Consider the following 20022-nt stretch of genomic DNA (forward strand, 5'->3'; position numbering starts at 1 on the left):
GTTGGATTCAATACAGAGAAATACGAGGACTTATTAGATACAATGGAAACGCATCAACACGATGTATAAGCAGATAGACCTCAAAATCTGACGTTTGCACAATTTAATTTTTAGAATTCATAATTAGGGCTTATATTATGCCATATGAAATAGAATTCAATCGCGTTCTTGGTAAAAATAAGACTTGGAAAATTAAGCTCTATGCGTTGTCGACGTGCGCTCACTGTCATCACGTTATGTCATATTTGAAGGAACATTTCATTGAGTATTCGTATGTTTTTGTAGACTCTTTAGACAGAAAAATTGTAAAAAAACTACGAGCCGATTTACAAGAGAAATTCGGACGTGTCGTATCTTACCCATTCTTAGTAGTTGATGACAAAAAGTATATACAAGGCTTTATTGAAGTCAAATACAGAGAAATGTTCAATATCGAATGAATCAAAAGCATGAGAATTTTAGTTCACAATTTTCACGATGCTTCTGTTATTAATTAAAATGATCTTTGGAAAATTTTAAGAATGAAGGAAATTGAATTCATTCATGTGTCTGGGAATAATACACGTCATCAAGTGACCTTGTACGCGTTATCAACATGCGGATTTTGTAAACGCGCTCTTGTTTTTTTGAAGGAGAATTTAATCGACTTCAAATATGTATTTGTAGACAAATTGGAAAAGAAAGTTGTAGGCGACCTGCGTGAAGAATTAATGAAAAAATCTGATAGTCAACATGTAGCTTATCCGTTTCTTATTTCAGATGATAAGAAGTTTCTCGTTGGCTTTGATGTGGAGGAATACAAGGCATTTTTCAACATTGAGTAGCAAGTCCCACACTCAAAAATATCAAAAAAACCGTATTTTGAAGGTGCTTGGAAAATGTGCTGAAACATACTAAACTAGGTAACTAAAGAGTGGGTTTAAATTTCCTTAAGTAGTTTTAAGTTTTCTAAAGTATTTGCAAACCTAGGATCAATTTCCCCAGCTTTTTGATAACACTCAACAGCTTTCTCAATTTCTCCTACAGCAACATAAGCTGCACCCAGGTTGCTGAGCGCTGCTATAAATTCAGGATATATTTTCAGGGCAGTTTGATAGCAATGTATCGCCTTATTATGCTCGCCCAATTTATCGTATACGCAACCCATGTTATACCATATGGCTTCATCTGTAGGATTAATAATCACTGCTTTCTTATAGCCATTAATAGATTTGTTATACTGACCTAGCTCTCTATATGCTTCTCCAAGATTAATCAATGCATCTTCGAGCTCAGGGTCTATTTTTAGAGCTTCCTTATATGATCTAATTGCATTGCCAAGATCGTTAAGTTTTTCGTAACTTACACCCATATTATACCACGTAGCTGAATCATTAGGATCTAAATCCAAAGAAGTTTGATAGCATTTAAAAGCCATTCTGTAATTTCCTAGCTCTGCGAAAGACACCCCCATAAGTCTCCATGCTAATATTGATTCAGGTGATTTGGGATCAACTTGGACAACTTCTTGCAAAGTTTCAATAACTGAATCGTATTCTTTTGTCCGGAATAACTCTTTCGCTATTTCTAGATACTCATCCAATGACATATTTTTGATCACTATTCAAATCAATTTGACTCAAATGTATGTTGGTTCGAGTAAATAAGTTTTAGTGATTTTTTTGGGATGCGCAAAACTCATTTTTGCTCTTCATCTATAATTATGTTTGATTTGAGTAATTTCCTACTTATAAAATTGGCAAATAATAGATGATAGAGTTTCTAAAAAACGAATATAAACCAAATAAGTCGATAAGATCAAAATAAAATTATGTCGTCTCGAACAATCAACTATTTGTTTTTCAACTCAGTATATCTGAAACAATCAATTGTGTGATCATTAACCATCCCAATTGCTTGCATAAACGCGTAAACAATTGTTGGACCAATAAATTTGAACCCTCGTTTCTTTAAATCTTTACTTATTGTTTCAGAAATCTCAGTTTTAGCTGGAATCTCTTCTAAAGATTTCCAAGCATTTTGAATTGGCTTATCAATGAACCCCCAGATGTATCCATCAAACGAACCAAACTCCTTTTGCATTTCCACAAACGCTTTAGCATTTGTAATAGTAGCTTGTATTTTTCTTCTGTTTCGAATAATACCTTTATTTTGCAGTAATTCCTCGATCTTTTCTTCCCCATAGTTAGCAATATTAGTGTAGTCGAAATTATCAAACGCTTTTCTATAATTCTCTCTTTTTTGCAAAACGATGTTCCAACTTAGTCCCGCCTGAATACCTTCCAATATTAAAAATTCAAACAGCAGTCTATCATTGTGTACGGGTGTTCCCCATTCTTTATCATGATATCCTTTCATTAACGAATTGCTTACTGCCCAAGAACACCTTTTTTTAGTTTTTTTAGCCATGGTATCAACTATTGTCTCAATTCTATTCTTTCTAGAAACTTTGTATGAAACATTAGACAAATAACAACTCAACAAACTTTTAATTCCACCAAATTGAATTTATATATTATTTGAAAATGAACCCTGTTTAGTTCCCGGAGGGATGGAGAACTATGATTTTCAATAATGAAAGCAGAATGATGGAAGAAATGAAAAAAATCTATCCCAATAAATTCATGCCAGAAGATAGAGTATTTAGTCATATTCATAGAGGAGACCGAATATTTATTGGTACGGCTTGTGGTGAACCTCAATATCTTGTTCGTTCTCTTGTAAATTATGTCCAATCGCATCCAAAAGCCTTTTTTGATGCTGAAGTTCTTCACGTATGGACACTTGGAGTAGCGCCTTACGCTGATGAAAAACTCAAATACAATTTTCGACATAATTCGTTTTTCATTGGTGCCAATACTAGAGATGCAATCAATAAAGGCTTGGCAGATTATTCTCCTATTTTTTTGTCCGAGATTCCGGAGTTATTCTATAGCGGAGTTGTACCGATTGATGTCGCTCTTGTGCAGACTTCACCACCAGATAGTCACGGCTACATGAGCTTAGGCGTCAGTGTTGATATTGTCAAAGCGGCAACGGAAAATGCTTCGTTAGTGATTGCCCAGGTCAATTCTAACAGTCCTCGGGTGCACGGGGACGGTTTTATCCATATCGAGGATGTTGATTTTATTATCCCGTATGATGAACCTGTTCTACAATATAAGGAAGAAGCAGAGACTGAAGTTGTTCAAAAAATCGGGAATTATGTCTCACAACTAATTGAAAATGGGGATACGATCCAAGTTGGATATGGTAGCATCCCAAATGCAATTTTATCGAATCTTTATAACAAAAAAAATCTTGGTGTGCATACAGAACTTATAGGTGATGGACTCGTTGAACTGATGAAAAAAGGAGTGATTGATAATTCAAAAAAAAGTATAAACCGGGGTAAGACTATCGCAACATTCTGTATGGGGAATAAAGAAACCTATGAATACATTCATGATAATCCTGCTATCGAATTTCGAACGGTCGACTATACAAATAATCCACTGACTATCGCTCAACATGATAATATGACCGCGATAAACAGTGCATTAGAGATAGATCTGACCGGTCAAGCAAGTGCAGAATCGATTGGAAAGACATTCTATAGTGGTATTGGTGGACAAGCTGATTTTATGCGTGGTTCAGTTTTAGCAAAGAACGGGAAAACAATTCTTGCTCTACAATCGACTGCTGAAAATGAAACTGTTTCAAGGATAATGCCATTTATTAAGGAAGGTGCTGGCGTAACTTTAAATAGAGGAGATATACATTATGTGGTGACAGAATATGGCATTGCCTATTTACATGGCAAAAACATTAGAGAACGTGCAATGGAACTAATTTCAATAGCGCATCCGAAATTTAGATCATGGTTAATTGAAGAAGCGAAAAAGCAGAATTTGATCTATAAGGATCAGGAATTTATCCCTGGAGTTAGGGGAGAATATCCTGAAGAACTTGAAACCTATAGAACCACAAAAGCAGGGTTAGAAGTGCTCTTGAGACCTGTAAAAATAAGTGATGAACCTTTAGTGAAGGATTTCTTTTACTCGCTCTCAGATAAAAGTCTTTATCGGCGATTTAGCTCCGCTCGAACAGATATGCCACATGAAAGGCTACAGGATTTTGTAATCATTGATTATACTAAGGAAATGGTCATCCTTGCCGTGAAAGAGCATGAAGGAAAGGAAGAAATTCTTGGTTTAGGACAATATGGAATTAACGAAGGAACTCGTACAGCAGAAGTTGCTTTAGTTGTTAGGGATGATTATCAGCGTCAAGGCCTGGGCACGGAGTTATTAACTTATTTAACTCAATTGGCAAAAAAACAAGGTCTTCTTGGATTTACAGCCGAGGTGTTAGTAGAAAATCGTCCAATGTTTCGACTTTTCGAAAAAATGGGATTTTACACCGAGAAGAGAAGCGAAGCAGGAATGTCTGAGCTTAAAATGACATTCAGGCGTAAATAGTGAAACTAACTTAAAACTTAAGCAGTTTAAATTAATTAAAAAAGAAAAAAGGAAATTGTAAATCAAAAATTTATTTCTCTATACGTTGTCTTTGCTCTATTAAGGTCTGTACTACCGATGGGTCTGCTAATGTTGTGACATTTCCGATTTCGGATCCACAAGCAATCGCTTTCAGGATTCTACGCATTATTTTTCCACTTCTTGTTTTGGGCAAAGCATCAGCGAATTGAATGACATCTGGTTGAAAGACTGGTCCAATTTCCCGTCTAACATGCATTCTAATGTCCTTCTTAAGTTCGTCCGATTTTTCAGTTCCTGCCATCAGGGTGACATACGCCCAAATGGCTTGGCCTTTGATAGAGTGAGGAAATGGTGCGACTGCTGCTTCAGCTATTTTTGGATGGCTAACAAGTGCTGATTCAACTTCCATCGTTCCGATTCTATGTCCTGATACTTTCATGACATCATCTAATCTTCCTAATATCCAGTAATAGCCATCTTCATCTTTTCTTGCTCCATCACCTGTGTAATAAAATCCTGGAAACCTCTCTAGATATGTAGATTTGAACCGTTCAGTATCACCCCACACATCGCGAAGCATTCCCGGCCATGACATTTCGAATGCAAGGTATCCTCCGACATTAGGTTCTGTTACTTCACTTCCAGCTTCGTCAAAGATTACTGGTTTAATTCCGAAGAAAGGCAAACAACAAGATCCTGGTTTTGTGGGAGTTGCTGTAGCAAATGGCGTCATAACAAAGCCACCCGTTTCCGTCTGCCAATAAGTGTCAACGATTGGGCATTTTTCTTTTCCAACAACTCTATGATACCATGTCCAGGCCTCTGGATTAATTGGTTCACCAACTGTCCCTAATACTTTAAGGGAACTTAGATCATGTCGATTTACGAAGCTCTCGCCGTATCCCATCAGCGCTCTAATCGCGGTAGGCGCGGTATAGAAATGTGTAACTTTATGTCTTTCGCAAATATCCCAGTATCTGTCTCTATCTGGATACGTTGGCACACCTTCAAACATCAGTGTAGTAGCACCGTTAGCTAGAGGACCATAGACAATGTAACTGTGTCCAGTTATCCAGCCAATATCTGCACTACAGAACCAAATATCTCCTTCCTGGTAGTTAAAGACATATTTATGTGTAAGACCAGTATATAGGAGGTATCCTGCGGTAGTATGCTTCACACCTTTTGGCTTACCAGTTGTACCGCTCGTGTAAAGGATAAACAGGGTGTCTTCAGCATCCATTTCTTCACATTCACAGTTATCACTGACATCACTGATGAAATCGTGATACCAAATATCCTTGTCTGTGTGAGGTACATCATTTCCACTTCGTTTCACAACAATTACTTGTTCAATTGTTGGACATTCGGGCAGGATTTGCACGACATCACTCATTTTAGGATATGCTTTGCCAGCTCGCAATGTCTCATCCGAAGTAAACAAGAGACGACTATCAGAATCCTCAATTCTTTCTTTCACAGCCTCTTTGGAGAATCCTCCGAAGACGATTGAGTGGATTACGCCAAGTCGTGCGCATGCTAACATTATAATCGCTAATTCAGGAATCATGGGTAACCACAATGTCACACGGTCCCCTTTCTTAATCCCTAACTTTTTCATGGCATTAGCGACTTTAGAGACTTCCTTCAAGAGTTCTTCATAAGTAATGAGTCTTACATGACCTGGCTCATCGCCTTCCCAAATTATAGCTATTTTTTCTCCTTTACCGTTCTTCACGTGACGATCAATACAATTGTAGCTAACATTTAGTTTTCCCCCATCAAACCATTTACCAGGGAACAAATTAGTTTTTGTCCAAACTCTATCGTAAGGTTTAAACCAATCGAGCAATTGAGCTTGCTCACTCCAAAATGCATCGGGATCTTCAATGCTTTTTCTATAGAGTTTTTTGTATTCGTTCATTGAGATGCCTGTTTTTGCGAATTCTTCGTTCAGGACTTCAGGATCGAACACACGCGATTCTGTAAGTATACTTTCCATTCGTTCTTCGAAAGGAACGCTTATTCCTCCATCAATAGATGGTTTCTCGATTTGTTCTTTTGTCAATTATTTCACCTTTTATAATTCTAAATATAATGATCATTCATTACATTTACGCATAGTAAGAAATCTACACGTAGTAAATATAATATTACTTTAAAAAAGTTTAGAATATTTATAAAAGTTACAAATTAGGCAATAAATATGAATCAATACCCATCTTACTAAAAAATCGATTAAAAGAGCCCTTAACGAATTAACAAAGAATAAATTGGTTGAGTACAACGCAGGAATCATTAAGGATCAGCAAATCAACAAAGAATTTTAAAACAAGAGAGAAGAAGGGAAAATGCAAAATATCCTTCATTATAATCGTCAGTTACAAATTGAAACTTTATTGGGAATATTACAGTATAACCTTTGTACATATACATATTTAGATTATATTCACTTGAGTTGGCAACAAATTGAAAGTATTGGCAAACTAGAGAGGAGGGGGCTTTACTTATTGAATGGAAAGTCTATATTTTAGGATTAGTTGCAGGGATTTTGACGGTAGCACAAATCATATTGAGTTTCTTTTTTTTCAACTCTACTGGTTTGGTGACACTTCAAGTTGTCGGAGGAATACTCTGGGCTCTCAGCATAGTCTTTGGTTGCCTGCCTATCTATTTTCTTCAAAAAGAAGGTGGAATTCCTGAAGGAAAAAGTCACATAAATACTACAAAACTTGTTGACAGCGGACTCTATGGAATTGTTCGACATCCACAATATCTAGCTGGGATTTTCTTCAACCTTGCATTGATTTTCATTGCTCAAAACTGGATAATCGTAATTATTGGTATTATATCAGCCATTTTATTCTATATAGATACACATAACGCGGATAAGGATTGCATCGAGAAGTTTGGGGACGATTATGAATGCTATATGGAATCTGTGCCACGAATAAACCTTTTAATGGGTATAATACGGTTGCAAAGGCGAAGAAAAAAAGAAAAGCATTTAACTGAAGACTTGAAGACAAATTCCAGAACTCAGATTAGGTAAACTGATCCCTCTTATATCTCTTCTCATAATCAATTACAAGACGTTCGTATTCTTCAGACAAAAGATGTGAAGAGATCAGGAAATCCGCTGTTGCCCTATTACAGGCGATCGGAATATTCCAAACTACAGCTATCCGTAGAAGAGCTTTGACATCAGGGTCGTGAGGATGGGATTCGAGAGGATCCCAAAAGAAGATGAGAAAATCAATTTCTCCTTCAGCAATTTTCGCACCGACCTGTTGATCGCCACCCAAAGGACCACTTCTGAATCTTGTCACATTTAGTCCTACGTTCTGTGCGATAAGCGATCCAGTGGTTCCAGTTCCAAATAAATTATGCTGACTTAGGGTACCTTTGTTGAATTTCACCCAGTCTAGGAGATCCTGTTTTCGTTCATCGTGAGCAATTAGTGCAATATTTTTTTTCTGCTTAATTAAAATCTTTTGGTGCATCATAGAGTTTCCTCGCTTTTACAGATATGACTTCAAAAACACTTCTTCTATTTTAAATTTTGTCACTCCTCCTTTGCAATCTGAAATTAAATTTTCTTATGGAGAATCTTGAGATTTTAATTGTAATTAACAGAGTAAAAGATTCTAATATTTTACAGCATCTGCAGCGCAGAAAGAGAGAATAAACCAATGATTTAACAATTCTCTACAGAATTCAAATAACATTGATTTCTAAAAAATAGGTCGGAAAAATTATATGCGAGTTTTCAAAATCTTAACATAAGGAGGTTGTCAATGACACCATTTAAGGAAGAAAAAAGCATTTTTACTATATCCAAAATAACAGTAGAACTCATTGGACTAATTGCAGTTGTTATTGGTAGCTTATTATTTGTAACTATTGTATATTTAACTCAATTTATTCCCGAGTTCGAGGGCGGAATATTTTTTACAGATATAGTGCCCGTATTATTTGGCATAGGTGCGACGATAGGATCATTGTTTGCGAGCTTTAAGATCTACGGCTATAAGACTTTGAATAGCAAGATTTGGCTTCTGATTGCGTTAGGCAATCTATTTTGGGCTCTTGGCGAGTTTGGATGGTTTTATTTTGAAGTACTCTTAGGTATTGATACTCCTTATCCTAGTTTCGCCGATATTCTATGGCTTGCTGGCTTCTTTCCTTTATACGTAGCGCTTTTCAAAACAAATCAGCTAATTAAGCCTAAGTTAACAAAAAAACTTCTCGTTTCCTATTGTATTATTTCTGTAGTATGTATTCTTGCCATTATACTTCTTGTAATATGGCCTATTGCTACATATCCTGTCGGTGAAGACTTCGCCTTTTCAGAAAAAGTTACTAGTATTATTTACCCAGTAACGGATATAATACTCTTCTTATTTGCAATGCTTGTTCTCTTGAGATTTAGAGTGGCAAAGATATCTTGGGCGTGGTTTATTCTTGCTCTGTCTTTTCTAATAGACGTTTTTGCAGATTCGTGGTTCAGTATTATCCTATGGGAAGAAACCTATGTTACTTATCATCCTGTTGATCTCCTATGGCTTTTAAGTTATTCCCTTGTCATTGTTGCAGTTATTTATCTTAGATATGCACGTAGCCGGAAATTCTTACTGCGTATTTAGAATTTGACATACTTGTTTAATAATTTGATTTATTTTGCGACTATTTTTGAAGTTTTACAAACTTGTTCGAAAATTTTTTATTTCATGTAAGAATTATTTCTCTGGGAGACTAGGGGGCATTACTTTGACTGACATGAATGATTCTAAAACCTGTTCGATAATTAATAATTCTGTAAATGATTGTTTAATACAAATACTAAAAATTTCTATTGAGTGAAGTTGAATCCACATGATACGCGCTGTTTATTTGATTAAGAATGGTGTTTGCATTTTCAATTTCAAAATCAGCACAGTTGAAGTTGACCCGATTTTATTTTCAAGTTTTCTCGATGCGATACAATCATTAAGCCAAAAACTTTTAGACTCGATGGATTCTATCAATTTCCACAATTTAAAATTAATCTATACACCCCTAAACGAATCCACTTTCATTGCTACACTTGTTGATGGAGATGAACCAAAAGAATTTATCCAGCAATTTCTAGAAACAATTAAACAAATGTTAATTCAATACAAAGAGATTATTAACCAGGAAAAACTAGATGTAACTATGTACAAAGAACTCACACCACAGTTTACTGAACTTCTCTTACGTCTACCATGTCTGTATTTAAAAAAAACATTATTTAGTTTTAAGTGTATAACCGATTATAAGAAGATTACTGACGATTATCGGGAGTCTTTTTGTAATTGTTATAAAATGGTGCTATGTAGTCGCTTCTCAGAATTTTTGAAAAAAAAGGAAGAAGAAAAAAGATACAACATTGTTTTCAAAATAAATACATTGGATGGATTTAACACAGAAAATATCCTTGATAAGATCAAAAACATGAATTTAAATATCAGCTTAACGACGGAAGTTCAAGCAATCCTACTCAATTTAGATCAAGGTTACACAGTAAATGATTTTGCAGATACTATAAAGGAAAATATAGTTTCAGATATTACCCCTAAACAAGTTTTAGAAATTCTTGAAGAATTAGAGCATCATAATGTTGTTTTTCGGGCTTAAAACTCAATTAACTCTCCGCCGAAAGAATTTAAGTTGAATCTAATTTCGATTTTGAACAGGCGGAAAATAAAAAAATTTTCCTTTTACGTGGCCTTATCAACTGTTTTTTTCGTTTTCTCTGATGTCTTGACTTTCCTCTCCGAAAGAATCAATTTAGCGAGTTCTTCCATGACATCAATCACATTTTCGCCGGTCTTTGCTGAAGTTTCAAAAAACTTTACGCCTTTTTGCAATGCGTATTGTTCTCCCTCTTCTGTAGAGATAACTCGGTCCGCTTCTAAATCAATTTTATTACCAATAACGATGATAGTTATCCCACTGCATTGGTTATTAAGGTCATTAAACCATTTGTCAAGATGGTCAAAACTATCTTTGTTGGTGACGTCAAAGATAACAAATCCTCCGCTGGCTCCCCTGTAATACTGTGGTCTCACACAATCAAATAATTCTTGCCCTCCAGTGTCCCATATAGTAAGGGTTACATCGTTATCTCCGATAAAAAGTCTCTTTAAAGCATGAGATACGCCGATAGTCTTAACATATTTTGGATTGAATTCTTCGTGAACGAATCGTCTAATAATACTCGTCTTACCTACTGTTCCATCGCCGATTGCAATGATTTTAAATATAAATTGAGACATTAAGATCCCTTTCAATCAAGAGGACATAGTTTAGAACATTCTTAAAGTTTTAAAAAACACGCATAAGATTTCCTTACTGTAAAATTACTATATATTTTTGTTGATTTAAGTATTCTAGTAAAATTCTCCGCAATATAATGAATAGATTAGTTATTACAGCCTACTGATGATTGATAGATCTAAAACGTAATAAAAAATGTCTAACTTCTGGAATTAATGCTTATAGAAATTCTTTAGATGCTATTGATTCTTCTTAGCCTCTAACTTTTTGGCCACTTTGAGCATTAGTCTAGCGAGTTCTTTTAAAACATCAACAACCATTTTACCCGTTTTTGCGGAAGTTTCATAAAATGTTAAGCTCTTCTTAAGCGCATAACGTTCTCCCTCTTCTCGAGGAATGATATTTTTATTTGTCAGGTCGATTTTATTGGCAACAAGTATTATTGGAATCTCTTCACATTGATCAGATATGTCATTAAGCCATTTATCAAGATGATCAAAACTCTCTTTATTTGTGACATCATAGACAACCAACACGCCATTTGCCCCTCTATAATACTGTGGTCTCACACAATCGAATAGTTCTTGCCCACCAGTATCCCATAAAGTTAGTGTTACCTGTGTATCCTTAATATTAATTCTCTTTACAGCGTGTGCGACGCCAATAGTTTTTTTATAGTATGGATCGAATTTTTCGTGAACGTATCTCCTTATAATGCTTGTTTTGCCAACTGAACCGTCACCTACGACAATTACCTTAAAGATATAATGAGCCATCAAATATCACTCAATTAAAAAATGTGTTAATTATCAATGAAAGTAATGGTATTTCGTCCTTCTTATTATAAATATTTTAGTAGTTTTCTCCGCAATAAAAAACAAAATCGATCTGTGGGAAATGTAAAGAGATCGAAATGTTATTTTGGTCTTTTTGTAAAATAATACGGAAATTAAAATTATGAATTTGATTCAGAAACATAATTTCGTCGATATCGGTTGTATTTCGGAAATATACAATAGGAAGATTTAATCAAATCTATTTCTTTGCACGGGCTGCTCTAAACTTATTGCTTCTTGAGATAATCAATTTAGCGAGTTCTTCCATAACCTCTGCAATATTTTCACCAGTTTTTGCAGAGGTTTCAGAATGACTTACAAAGTTTTGACGCGCATATTTCTCTCCTGCTTCAGGAGGAATGACCCTTTCACCTGTTAAGTCAATTTTATTACCAACAATGATTTTTGGGACATTTCCGCAGTTAAAATCTAATTCAGCTATCCATTTATCAAGATGGTCAAAGCTTTCTTGGCTAGTCACGTCGTAGACGATAAGCACTCCATGAGCACCTCTATAGTATTGGGGTCTTATACAGTCGAATAATTCTTGTCCACCTGTATCCCAAATCGTTATAGTTATTTCAGCATCGTTTAGACAAAGTCTCTTTAAAGCATGAGACACGCCGATAGTTTTAATGTATTTCGAATCGAATTCTTCATGAACGTATCGTCTAATAATACTCGTCTTACCAGCTGTCCCATCCCCAACTGCAATGATCTTAAAAATAAATTGTCTGACTTTACGAACGTCTCTGCCCACAAGGCTATTTATTATTGATGATGTCATCATTTTTCTCACATCTCTCTTTAGTTTTTCTGTTTCTTTCTTGTCGAAAAGCGTCCCTTGACTAATATGTTTCATCTTAGCTTATCAACGAAGCATAGGATTTAAAAAACCTATATAGCAAAAGATTGAGCCACTAAGATCAAAATATTGCTTATTTTTTTAACTGGCGCGCGAGGATTCTAATATTATATATTTGCTTAGTTGTCTATTATTAACGTTATGAGAAAACTCTCCGCAAATTTAGCCATTTTTTTTAAAACGAGATATTTAAAAAACGGTAATTTTCATCGATTCACAGTTTTGAGTGCTAGACTTTATCTCGAATCTTAACAGAATTTATTGTTAGTCTTATCTCTCCATCTAGTAGTCTTATCGCTGAGATCAAGGATACGTCTCTTGGGAGATCTAATGTGCTTCCTAATGTTTCAATAAAGCCTTGAGGAATAGTCTCAGACCAGCTTTTTATTATAATTGCGAGTTTATTTGCGTGCATCTCGTCATAAATTGGTTCCAAGGTGAATCTTGGAGTTTTTTTAAGTAATTCTGGGCTGGCCATTCCTTTTATTTCGTCACGAAAGAAATCCCTCCCCATCGGTATCGATGCTTTTGAACCTTCTTTTTTATAGGTTTCAAATGAAAACTTGTAGATTCCTTCTCCGTGTCCAACTTGTAAATTCTCATTTATCATATAAACCGTTTCATCATAAGATTGCAGCTTTTGAGCAACGTCCTTTAATCTCTTAACTAATTCGTTTAATTTCAAATTGCTTGGCCCTCTTATTTTTGATTCTAAATAAACCACTTTTACATTGTTTTTATTTAAATAAAAAATTTTAACGTTTATAGATAATTTTGGAAGGAATTTTGATTAACTCCAATGATAGAAAAGTACTTTGGCATCAGTTATTGTGTACCCTCAATGGTGTCAAAATATCTAAGTATTTTAAGGAAAAAGCACCATAGTGGTGTTGAGGGAAGCGATTTGGTGAACTACCATCCAACAAGTTGAATGGCTTCCTGCTTTATAGACGACCTACGGCGTCTCCAACCATACCTTTAACGGGTATCGGCTTAACACAGGCTTTAAATCGGACAGTTCCTGCCCTACTGTGTCCCCTTCCAGACCCACTTGGCTTTATGGCATACAGGGTTCAGAAGGGTACTCACATGCCGACCTCGTGCCTGCAGGTAGACACATATCATATGTATGCGAACATTATTTAACAATTACAGAGACCTGGGTGAAAGTGAAACACGTAAAAGACGCAATTCATTTATCACCCCAACAAGCTGAGGGGTTTTCTTACGATGATGATGAAACTAATAACATTTTCATTGGTAATCATTCTTTTTAATTTAATGCTCTATACACAAATTTCACGAAAAGTTGCAGAAAATGAATTAAAAACATCAAAAACGCCAAGATTTACAACGAATGGCGTAGCTTGTGACCTGAAAAACTATTGTTTTGCGTGCGTTGTTAATTCAGCCCCTAAAGACTCTTCAGGACGAAATTTAGGTTATCGTTGCAAACCGTGCAATATGGAGATACTATGCCCTGCTGGTATCGCACGTCAATATGACGAAAAAAGTGGCGAGATCATAGATGTGTGTATAAAATGCGGAAGAAAATTAGAGAAGTTTTCTTATTATCTTAACAAGAAAATGTTAAAAGGATATAAATCTTTTCCAGCGGATGCCATAGCTGGTCGTTCTTTAAACATGAATGCTACAATGGACGTACCTGAATGGGTTTTTTGGGCTAAACCAGGTGATATAGCAGAAGTCAAAGCTAATGTATCGCCATGTATAGGTAACAAAGAATTAAACTGTCTTGTAGTGGTCTTAAATTCTAAGAGTTGTATCTCTCGCTAAAGTAACACTTTCAGTAACATTACTTTTTAGACGATATTGAGCGTTTCCTAGTTTACTCAGGGGACTTCCCGCCGCATAAGTTAAAATCTTATTTAACTTGTCTCATGAATTATTTCATTTCATTTCCAACCGACAAAAACTCTCTCTGAGAGGTTTTATTTCTTTAGAGTAGTCATGTAGGCCTACTAGAATTCATGAAATTCAAGTTAACCATTAGTCTCTTAAACTAAGAGTTCATTACATTATTTGGGAAATGATCAAAAGGGGTATTCGAGCGAAAGATGAAATTGCCAACCATGGGTATAACATGTGACCTGAAAGATTATTGTTTTTCATGCGTTGTTGAGTCAACTCCTAGAGATTCTGCAGGAAAAAACATGGGATATCATTGCAAAATATGTAACATAGATATTCTATGCCCAGCAGGTGTCGGACGTCAATATGACAAAAATACTGGAGAAATCATAGCTGTATGTCCAAAATGCAGAACCAAGTTAGAGAAGGATTCTTATTCACTCAGTACTAAAATAAAGAAAGGTTATATATCATTTCCTGAAGATACTACATTAAATTCTCCATTGGAGATGAATGCAGTAATAGAAGTGCCTGATTGGGTATTATGGGCTAAACCAGGCGATATAGCACAAATAAATGCTAAAGTATCTCCCTGCATTGGGAATAAGCAGTTAAACTGCCTTGTTGTTATCTTAGATTGTAAGAGTTTTTTCGCCGAAGACTCTAAATTAAAAGAGGCTGCTGATTCTGATCCAGAAGATGCTCTATTAAGTCCTCCATTACAGATGAACGTTTCATTGGAAGTATCAGATTGGATTTTTTGGGCACGACCAGGTGATATCGCCGATGTCAAAGCAAAAGTATCCCCTACCATCAACAATAAGGAACTAGACTGCCTTGTCGTTGTCTTGGGTTCAAAGAGTTGTTTTTCTAGGTAAACTACCTCACGCTAAAGTTGTGAGGTTTTTAGCTGTGCTAGGTCTCAGTCCTCTACATACCTCAGTCCTCTACATACCCATGATTCTACCTAAGAGAGAAAATTTCGCTAGTGTGTTTTAAACAGACTGATATATGAATTAAATGAAATAAAGCATTACAAGTGAGTATTTAACTTTGAAGAAAACCATGAAGGCATTAAATTGCGTCTATTGAGGTTCCATACATGCTGGAGGTTTAGAAGAAATAGCATAGGTAACCCACGTGACATTTTTGACTTCATTAGTTATCCGATTTGAGATCTTTTCAAGCACTTCATAAGGCAATTTCATCCAGTCTGCAGTCATGATATCATCGCTTTGAATAACTCTCACTGTGACAATATGTCCAATATTACGTGCGTCGCCCATCACACCCGTAGCTAGATCATCTCCAACAACTGCAAAACACATAAAACATAGATCATAGATTCCTGCATTCTTCAACTCTTCTTCTACAATATAGCTAGCATCTCTACATATACGTATTTTGTCTTTTGTTATCTCCCCTATGATTCTTGCAGCTAATCCCGGTCCAGGGAATGGATGGCGCTTCCAAGGCAAGTTTAATTGACGTGCAACTTCACGAACTTCATCCTTATACAGTTCTTTTAATGGCTCTAATAATTCAAATTCCATGTCTGGAAGGACAACATTATGATGTGATTTAATGCGAGAAGCTTCTTCTGATGGATCTGCACTTTCAATTCGATCGGAATAGATCGTTCCCTGTCCTAAAAAGCGAATGTTTCCATATTTTTGTTCAAGTCCTTTTGCTGCTTTTTCAAAAACCTCGATGAAGGTACTAGCTATGATGTGCCTCTTTTCTTCGGGATCTTTAATCCCTTTAAGTCGTTGCAGAAACAATTCGCTGGCTTCAATCTGTTCTAAGTTTTCAAATTTTAAGTAAGAAAGTGCATCTTCAACTTCATTTTTTCTTAGAAGGCCGTGATCCACAAAAATGCAGTGCAGTTTATCTCCAATAGCGTGATTAACAAGTGTAGCTGCAACTGTTGAGTCGATTCCACCAGAAACTCCCATGAGAACATGATCTTCTTTGACAATTTCTCGAATTTCTTGCACTGATTTTTCGATGAAATCACCCATAGACCACTCTTTTTTGCATTGGCAGATTTCAAATACGAAGTTTGACAAAATCTGCATTCCATGTAAGGTATGTTGAACTTCAGGGTGAAATTGAAGTCCATAGAAATTTTTGTAGCTGTATGCTGCCATTGGAGTATTTTCTGTATGTGCGTAGACCTTAGCTTCATTAAAGTCTGTTACTTTATCTCCATGACTCATCCATACAATCTCTTTGTCAGAAAGGTCTTTGAAAAGAGTATTATTATTTTCAACAGAGAGTACGGTTTTTCCATATTCTCTCGTTGTACTTGGATCGACTTTACCGCCCAGTTCGTGAGCAATTAGCTGGTGACCATAACAAATCCCAAGCACAGGAATCTTGAATTTACTAACATCAAGTTTTGGAGCGTTTGATGCATAAACACTGCCTGGTCCACCCGAGAGAATAATTCCTTTATATTCGTTTTCATCAAATTCTACTTTATATGGGTTTATTTCGGAATATACGCCTAATTGCCTGATTCTACGTGCGATTAGGTGAGTGTATTGTCCACCAAAGTCTATAACGACAATTTTATCCATGAACTTCACTTACTTGAAATAATTTAAAGACTTGAATTATAAATTATTTAACAATCATGTGTATATATTCCTTGTTTTATAAATCTGATTTAACATGTAAATGTGAAATAATTAACACCCCATCGATTTAAGGTGTGTTTGAACATAAGTTCTAAGATTCTTGATATAATATGAACACTTTTCAAAGGATCAACTTAACTTTACGCGAGCTGAAAATCATTGACTTTAGATAAAACATTGAAAATAAATATTCTTGGTTTTGGCGACAGCCTTACTGCAGGTTTTCCAGGATACGATCCTAGTTATCGGATGGGAAATGAAAAATCCCAATACAGTTACTGGTTAATCGATTCCGCCAATCAAGAAGGCTGGCAAAACATAGAATTTGATAACAAAGGCGTTCCAGGAGAACTTGCTCAATATATGTTCAGTCGGTTGGTAACCCTACTCGGGAAAAAGAGTTATGATCTAATCATCATTCTTGGTGGGACCAATGATATTGGTTGGAATATAGATCCACTCCAGATTTTTGAGAATTTGAGAAGACTGTGGATGACAGCCAAAGAAAGTGGGGCTAATGTGATCGCCTGCACGGTGCCTCCGATTGGCTCAGTTTATTTGCCGGTTCAAAAAGTCCAAGAGGAACTTAATCAAAAAATACTAAAAGAAATATCACCTAATGATAAAATTTTCCGAATAGATCTTTTTAACGCTCTAGTTAATGAAGAAGGATTGCTTAAACCTGAATATGATGCAGGTGATGGCGTTCATTTAAGTATAGAAGGTTATAAGCGAATGGGCGAATTCATCTGGACTGAAGGAATTCACCCGCTCTTAAAAAGAGAATTTCAAGAAAAATAAGGATAAAACCTTTAGTTAAAAAAGAAAAGAGGATAGCAGTTATTCATAAAAGCATTATAGAAACTTTTTAAGAATCTCTGCTCCTTTTTCAGCTGGAATCGCCACTAATGTTTCTGTACTAATCACCCCGCCACGTCCAAGCATAAACAACAACTGCATCATTGCTTCATTGTTTGGAGCTTCGATTAATGAAATAAAATCATATCTACCCAAGGTATAGTGAAGCGACTTGATTTCTCCTCCAACTGCCTGCGCTGCTTTTTTTGCTTTCTCATACCGATCTGGTGCATCCTTGATCTTTGTGATCCCTTCTTTGGTATATTTGCCAAGAATGAAATAAAAAGGCATAAATCTTCCCCCCCATACATTATGTATGACACTAGTATTAATAATTGTATTATTGAATACTTATTGCTTGTAAAAAGGTTGACTCTTAATGAACACTGAAAGAGTGTTTAAAGAATGAATATAGCAAGAAATATTACAACAATCCGATTACCACATGCTTCATATGAAGCCATTCCTGACAATTCAGTAGATGCCGTAGTTATTAGCACAGAATTCGACCCAAATGAGAAGTCTTACCAAGATATCGGTAATGAATATAGAAAACGTCTTAAGAAAACAATGAATACAATCCAGAAAGGCTTTCAAATTCTTAAAAATGGTGGTTTATTATTCATATATGGTCTACCGAGATGGCTACCATTTTTTGGAGTTTTCCTAGATTCACTGCAGAACGGAAAATCCAAGATGATTTTTAAATACTGGATCGCACTCGATATAGATGCAAGATCTCCACAAGAAACCTTTCCACCTACTCATACAGGCTTACTTCTGTATTTGAAGAGTAGAAAAACCAAGACTCCTTCCCCATTCCATTTAAACACCAAAACAGTACGAATACCTTACCAAGAATGTCATGCCTGCGGAAAGATCACAAAGGATTGGGGCGGAAAAAAGCATCTATTAAATCCGTTAGGTGCTGCCGTTTCAGATGTGTGGAGAGATTTGCCAAAGACATTTCTAGAAACAAACGAAATTCCAGATTTTGTGTTAAATCGAATATATGACCTTGTGGAAAAACCTTCTTTATCTTTCATAAATATTATCGAACAGCAATCTCTAGCGCCAACAGAACAGCAACTTAAACCCTTTACGGCAAAGGCTATGGAAGTTTCTCAAAATAATAAAGGTGTTCTTAAAAAGTTACCTTTAGATCAAGTACTTTTTGTTGATGCGATTGAGTTTATGAAAACGATTGCAACCAAATACCCCAAGGGGATATTTGATCTGGCATTTGCAGACCCTCCTTACAATCTCGAAAAGGATTATGGAGAATATGCTGATTTACAATCCGATCAGAGATATTTGGAGTGGTGTAAAGACTGGCTTAAACTAATGTGTGAAGTTTTACGCCCTGGTGGAGCATTGATGATAGTAAATTTACCAAAGTGGTGTATTCATCATGCTGCATTCTTAAATGAGTTGGATAATATGATCTTCCGACATTGGATTGTGTGGGATGCCTTATCAGAACCCGCAGGAAAAATCATGCCCGCTCATTATGCGCTTCTTTATTATACAAAGCGTGGAGGTTCAATTACCTTTAATTCTCCTTCTCCTACTGATTCCGATTCTCTAGGTCCTATAGATGCTCACTATTACTGCCTTCGTAAAAGTTGCATCAAGAAAAGAAAGACTGCTGGAGACGATGATAAGGTTGATTTAACCGATATTTGGTGGGATATTCACAGAATTAAGCACAAAAAGGATAGAGATCAACATCCCTGTCAATTACCCATAAAACTCATGGAACGCATAATCAACTTAACAACAATTCCGGATAATCTTGTTTTTGATCCTTTTTGTGGTGCGGGAACAACCGCTATTGTATCAAAGATGTTTAAACGCCACTTTATTACTACAGACATTGATGAGAAATATGTTGAGATAGTGAAACAAAATCTTAAGATGTTACAACCTACTTTAAATGGAGAATATCGTCTTATTAGAGAAAGTGTGTCGCGTTCTCGAAAAAACACAGTGCCAAGAAAAGAAATTGAAATTGACTTCATAAACCTATGTAAGAAAGAAGAAAGAGTCTTATCAGTTGAAGAGGTTGCAGTCATTAATGAAGAACTTGCGAATAAAATCCGAAATTACTATCCGAACATTAAAAAACTACGAAAAATTACTCAAAGGAGACTAAAATGGCGAGAGTA

20 protein-coding genes are annotated in these 20022 nt (G+C 35.8%); 10 read left to right on the top strand and 10 right to left on the bottom strand.

Translation table 11 applies throughout. From position 1 onward, the window contains the following. The first annotated feature begins 137 nt into the window (after positions 1 to 137). Together QVB70_RS02210 and QVB70_RS02215 are read left to right on the top strand one after the other, a co-directional pair. On the top strand, positions 138 to 440 hold the full coding sequence (locus tag QVB70_RS02210) for a glutaredoxin domain-containing protein (protein ID WP_287582940.1): 303 nt from the start codon (positions 138 to 140) through the stop codon (positions 438 to 440). An 81-nt stretch (positions 441 to 521) separates the two neighbouring features. After that, a complete protein-coding gene (locus tag QVB70_RS02215) occupies positions 522 to 824 on the top strand; it encodes a glutaredoxin family protein (RefSeq protein WP_287582941.1) in 303 nt (100 codons plus the stop codon). Between the two features lie 95 nt (positions 825 to 919). Here QVB70_RS02215 and QVB70_RS02220 read toward each other — a convergent pair whose 3' ends face one another. Both QVB70_RS02220 and QVB70_RS02225 read right to left on the bottom strand, forming a co-directional pair. Beyond that, positions 920 to 1588 carry a tetratricopeptide repeat protein gene (locus QVB70_RS02220; RefSeq protein ID WP_287582943.1) on the bottom strand — a complete coding sequence of 223 codons (669 nt, stop codon included), beginning with the start codon at positions 1586 to 1588 and terminating at the stop codon, positions 920 to 922. Positions 1589 to 1830: 242 nt separating this feature from the next. Then, positions 1831 to 2409 carry a DNA-3-methyladenine glycosylase I gene (locus tag QVB70_RS02225; RefSeq protein WP_287582944.1) on the bottom strand — a complete coding sequence of 193 codons (579 nt, stop codon included), beginning with the start codon at positions 2407 to 2409 and terminating at the stop codon, positions 1831 to 1833. A gap of 176 nt (positions 2410 to 2585) precedes the next feature. Here QVB70_RS02225 and QVB70_RS02230 point away from each other — a divergent pair, with 176 nt between their 5' ends. After that, on the top strand, positions 2586 to 4460 hold the full coding sequence (locus QVB70_RS02230; protein WP_342766537.1) for a GNAT family N-acetyltransferase: 1875 nt from the start codon (positions 2586 to 2588) through the stop codon (positions 4458 to 4460). A gap of 70 nt (positions 4461 to 4530) precedes the next feature. Here QVB70_RS02230 and acs read toward each other — a convergent pair whose 3' ends face one another. Continuing rightward, positions 4531 to 6549 (bottom strand): acetate--CoA ligase, encoded by a 2019-nt coding sequence (gene acs, locus QVB70_RS02235; RefSeq protein WP_287582948.1) that lies wholly within the window; start codon positions 6547 to 6549, stop codon positions 4531 to 4533. A gap of 459 nt (positions 6550 to 7008) precedes the next feature. Between acs and QVB70_RS02240 the strand changes: the two genes are divergently transcribed. Then, on the top strand, positions 7009 to 7533 hold the full coding sequence (locus tag QVB70_RS02240; protein ID WP_287582963.1) for an isoprenylcysteine carboxylmethyltransferase family protein: 525 nt from the start codon (positions 7009 to 7011) through the stop codon (positions 7531 to 7533). Here the strand turns inward: QVB70_RS02240 and QVB70_RS02245 are convergent. Then, positions 7526 to 7987 carry a methylglyoxal synthase gene (locus QVB70_RS02245; protein ID WP_287582949.1) on the bottom strand — a complete coding sequence of 154 codons (462 nt, stop codon included), beginning with the start codon at positions 7985 to 7987 and terminating at the stop codon, positions 7526 to 7528. The genes QVB70_RS02240 and QVB70_RS02245 overlap by 8 nt on opposite strands. Positions 7988 to 8278: 291 nt before the next feature. Between QVB70_RS02245 and QVB70_RS02250 the strand changes: the two genes are divergently transcribed. Continuing rightward, positions 8279 to 9127, top strand: a complete 849-nt coding sequence (locus QVB70_RS02250) for a hypothetical protein (RefSeq protein WP_287582950.1) — start codon at positions 8279 to 8281, stop codon at positions 9125 to 9127. Positions 9128 to 9356: 229 nt separating this feature from the next. Then, complete coding sequence (locus QVB70_RS02255) at positions 9357 to 10139, top strand: hypothetical protein (protein ID WP_287582951.1); 783 nt, start codon at positions 9357 to 9359, stop codon at positions 10137 to 10139. 83 nt (positions 10140 to 10222) lie between these two features. Here QVB70_RS02255 and QVB70_RS02260 read toward each other — a convergent pair whose 3' ends face one another. The 4 genes from QVB70_RS02260 to QVB70_RS02275 form a co-directional block, all read right to left on the bottom strand. Next, complete coding sequence (locus QVB70_RS02260) at positions 10223 to 10780, bottom strand: Rab family GTPase (protein WP_287582952.1); 558 nt, start codon at positions 10778 to 10780, stop codon at positions 10223 to 10225. Positions 10781 to 11020: 240 nt separating this feature from the next. Then, positions 11021 to 11557, bottom strand: coding sequence for a Rab family GTPase (locus tag QVB70_RS02265; protein ID WP_287582953.1), 537 nt, complete (start codon positions 11555 to 11557; stop codon positions 11021 to 11023). Between the two features lie 259 nt (positions 11558 to 11816). Further along, positions 11817 to 12479: a Rab family GTPase gene (locus QVB70_RS02270; RefSeq protein ID WP_287582954.1), complete on the bottom strand. Its 663-nt coding sequence runs from the start codon at positions 12477 to 12479 to the stop codon at positions 11817 to 11819. A 232-nt stretch (positions 12480 to 12711) separates the two neighbouring features. Beyond that, positions 12712 to 13167: a hypothetical protein gene (locus QVB70_RS02275; RefSeq protein WP_287582955.1), complete on the bottom strand. Its 456-nt coding sequence runs from the start codon at positions 13165 to 13167 to the stop codon at positions 12712 to 12714. 545 nt (positions 13168 to 13712) lie between these two features. On the opposite strand from QVB70_RS02275, the gene QVB70_RS02280 reads away from it, so the two are divergent. Together QVB70_RS02280 and QVB70_RS02285 are read left to right on the top strand one after the other, a co-directional pair. Then, a complete protein-coding gene (locus tag QVB70_RS02280) occupies positions 13713 to 14279 on the top strand; it encodes a hypothetical protein (protein WP_287582956.1) in 567 nt (188 codons plus the stop codon). Positions 14280 to 14560: 281 nt separating this feature from the next. Then, complete coding sequence (locus QVB70_RS02285) at positions 14561 to 15232, top strand: hypothetical protein (RefSeq protein WP_287582957.1); 672 nt, start codon at positions 14561 to 14563, stop codon at positions 15230 to 15232. Between the two features lie 207 nt (positions 15233 to 15439). On the opposite strand, the gene guaA is transcribed toward QVB70_RS02285, so the two are convergent. Next, on the bottom strand, positions 15440 to 16936 hold the full coding sequence (guaA, locus tag QVB70_RS02290) for a glutamine-hydrolyzing GMP synthase (RefSeq protein ID WP_287582958.1): 1497 nt from the start codon (positions 16934 to 16936) through the stop codon (positions 15440 to 15442). A 219-nt stretch (positions 16937 to 17155) separates the two neighbouring features. Between guaA and QVB70_RS02295 the strand changes: the two genes are divergently transcribed. Then, the gene (locus QVB70_RS02295) at positions 17156 to 17797 is read left to right on the top strand and encodes a GDSL-type esterase/lipase family protein (protein ID WP_287582959.1); all 642 of its coding nucleotides are present in this window, start codon (positions 17156 to 17158) and stop codon (positions 17795 to 17797) included. A 54-nt stretch (positions 17798 to 17851) separates the two neighbouring features. Here the strand turns inward: QVB70_RS02295 and QVB70_RS02300 are convergent, their stop codons facing one another. After that, a complete protein-coding gene (locus QVB70_RS02300) occupies positions 17852 to 18145 on the bottom strand; it encodes a GYD domain-containing protein (protein WP_287582960.1) in 294 nt (97 codons plus the stop codon). Between the two features lie 114 nt (positions 18146 to 18259). On the opposite strand from QVB70_RS02300, the gene QVB70_RS02305 reads away from it, so the two are divergent. Continuing rightward, positions 18260 to 20022: site-specific DNA-methyltransferase (locus QVB70_RS02305; RefSeq protein ID WP_287582961.1), on the top strand; the 1763-nt coding region annotated here is incomplete at its 3' end.

The sequence above is a fragment of the Candidatus Borrarchaeum sp. genome (genome assembly GCF_019058535.1).
Taxonomy (GTDB): Archaea; Asgardarchaeota; Sifarchaeia; order Borrarchaeales; family Borrarchaeaceae; genus Borrarchaeum; species Borrarchaeum weybense.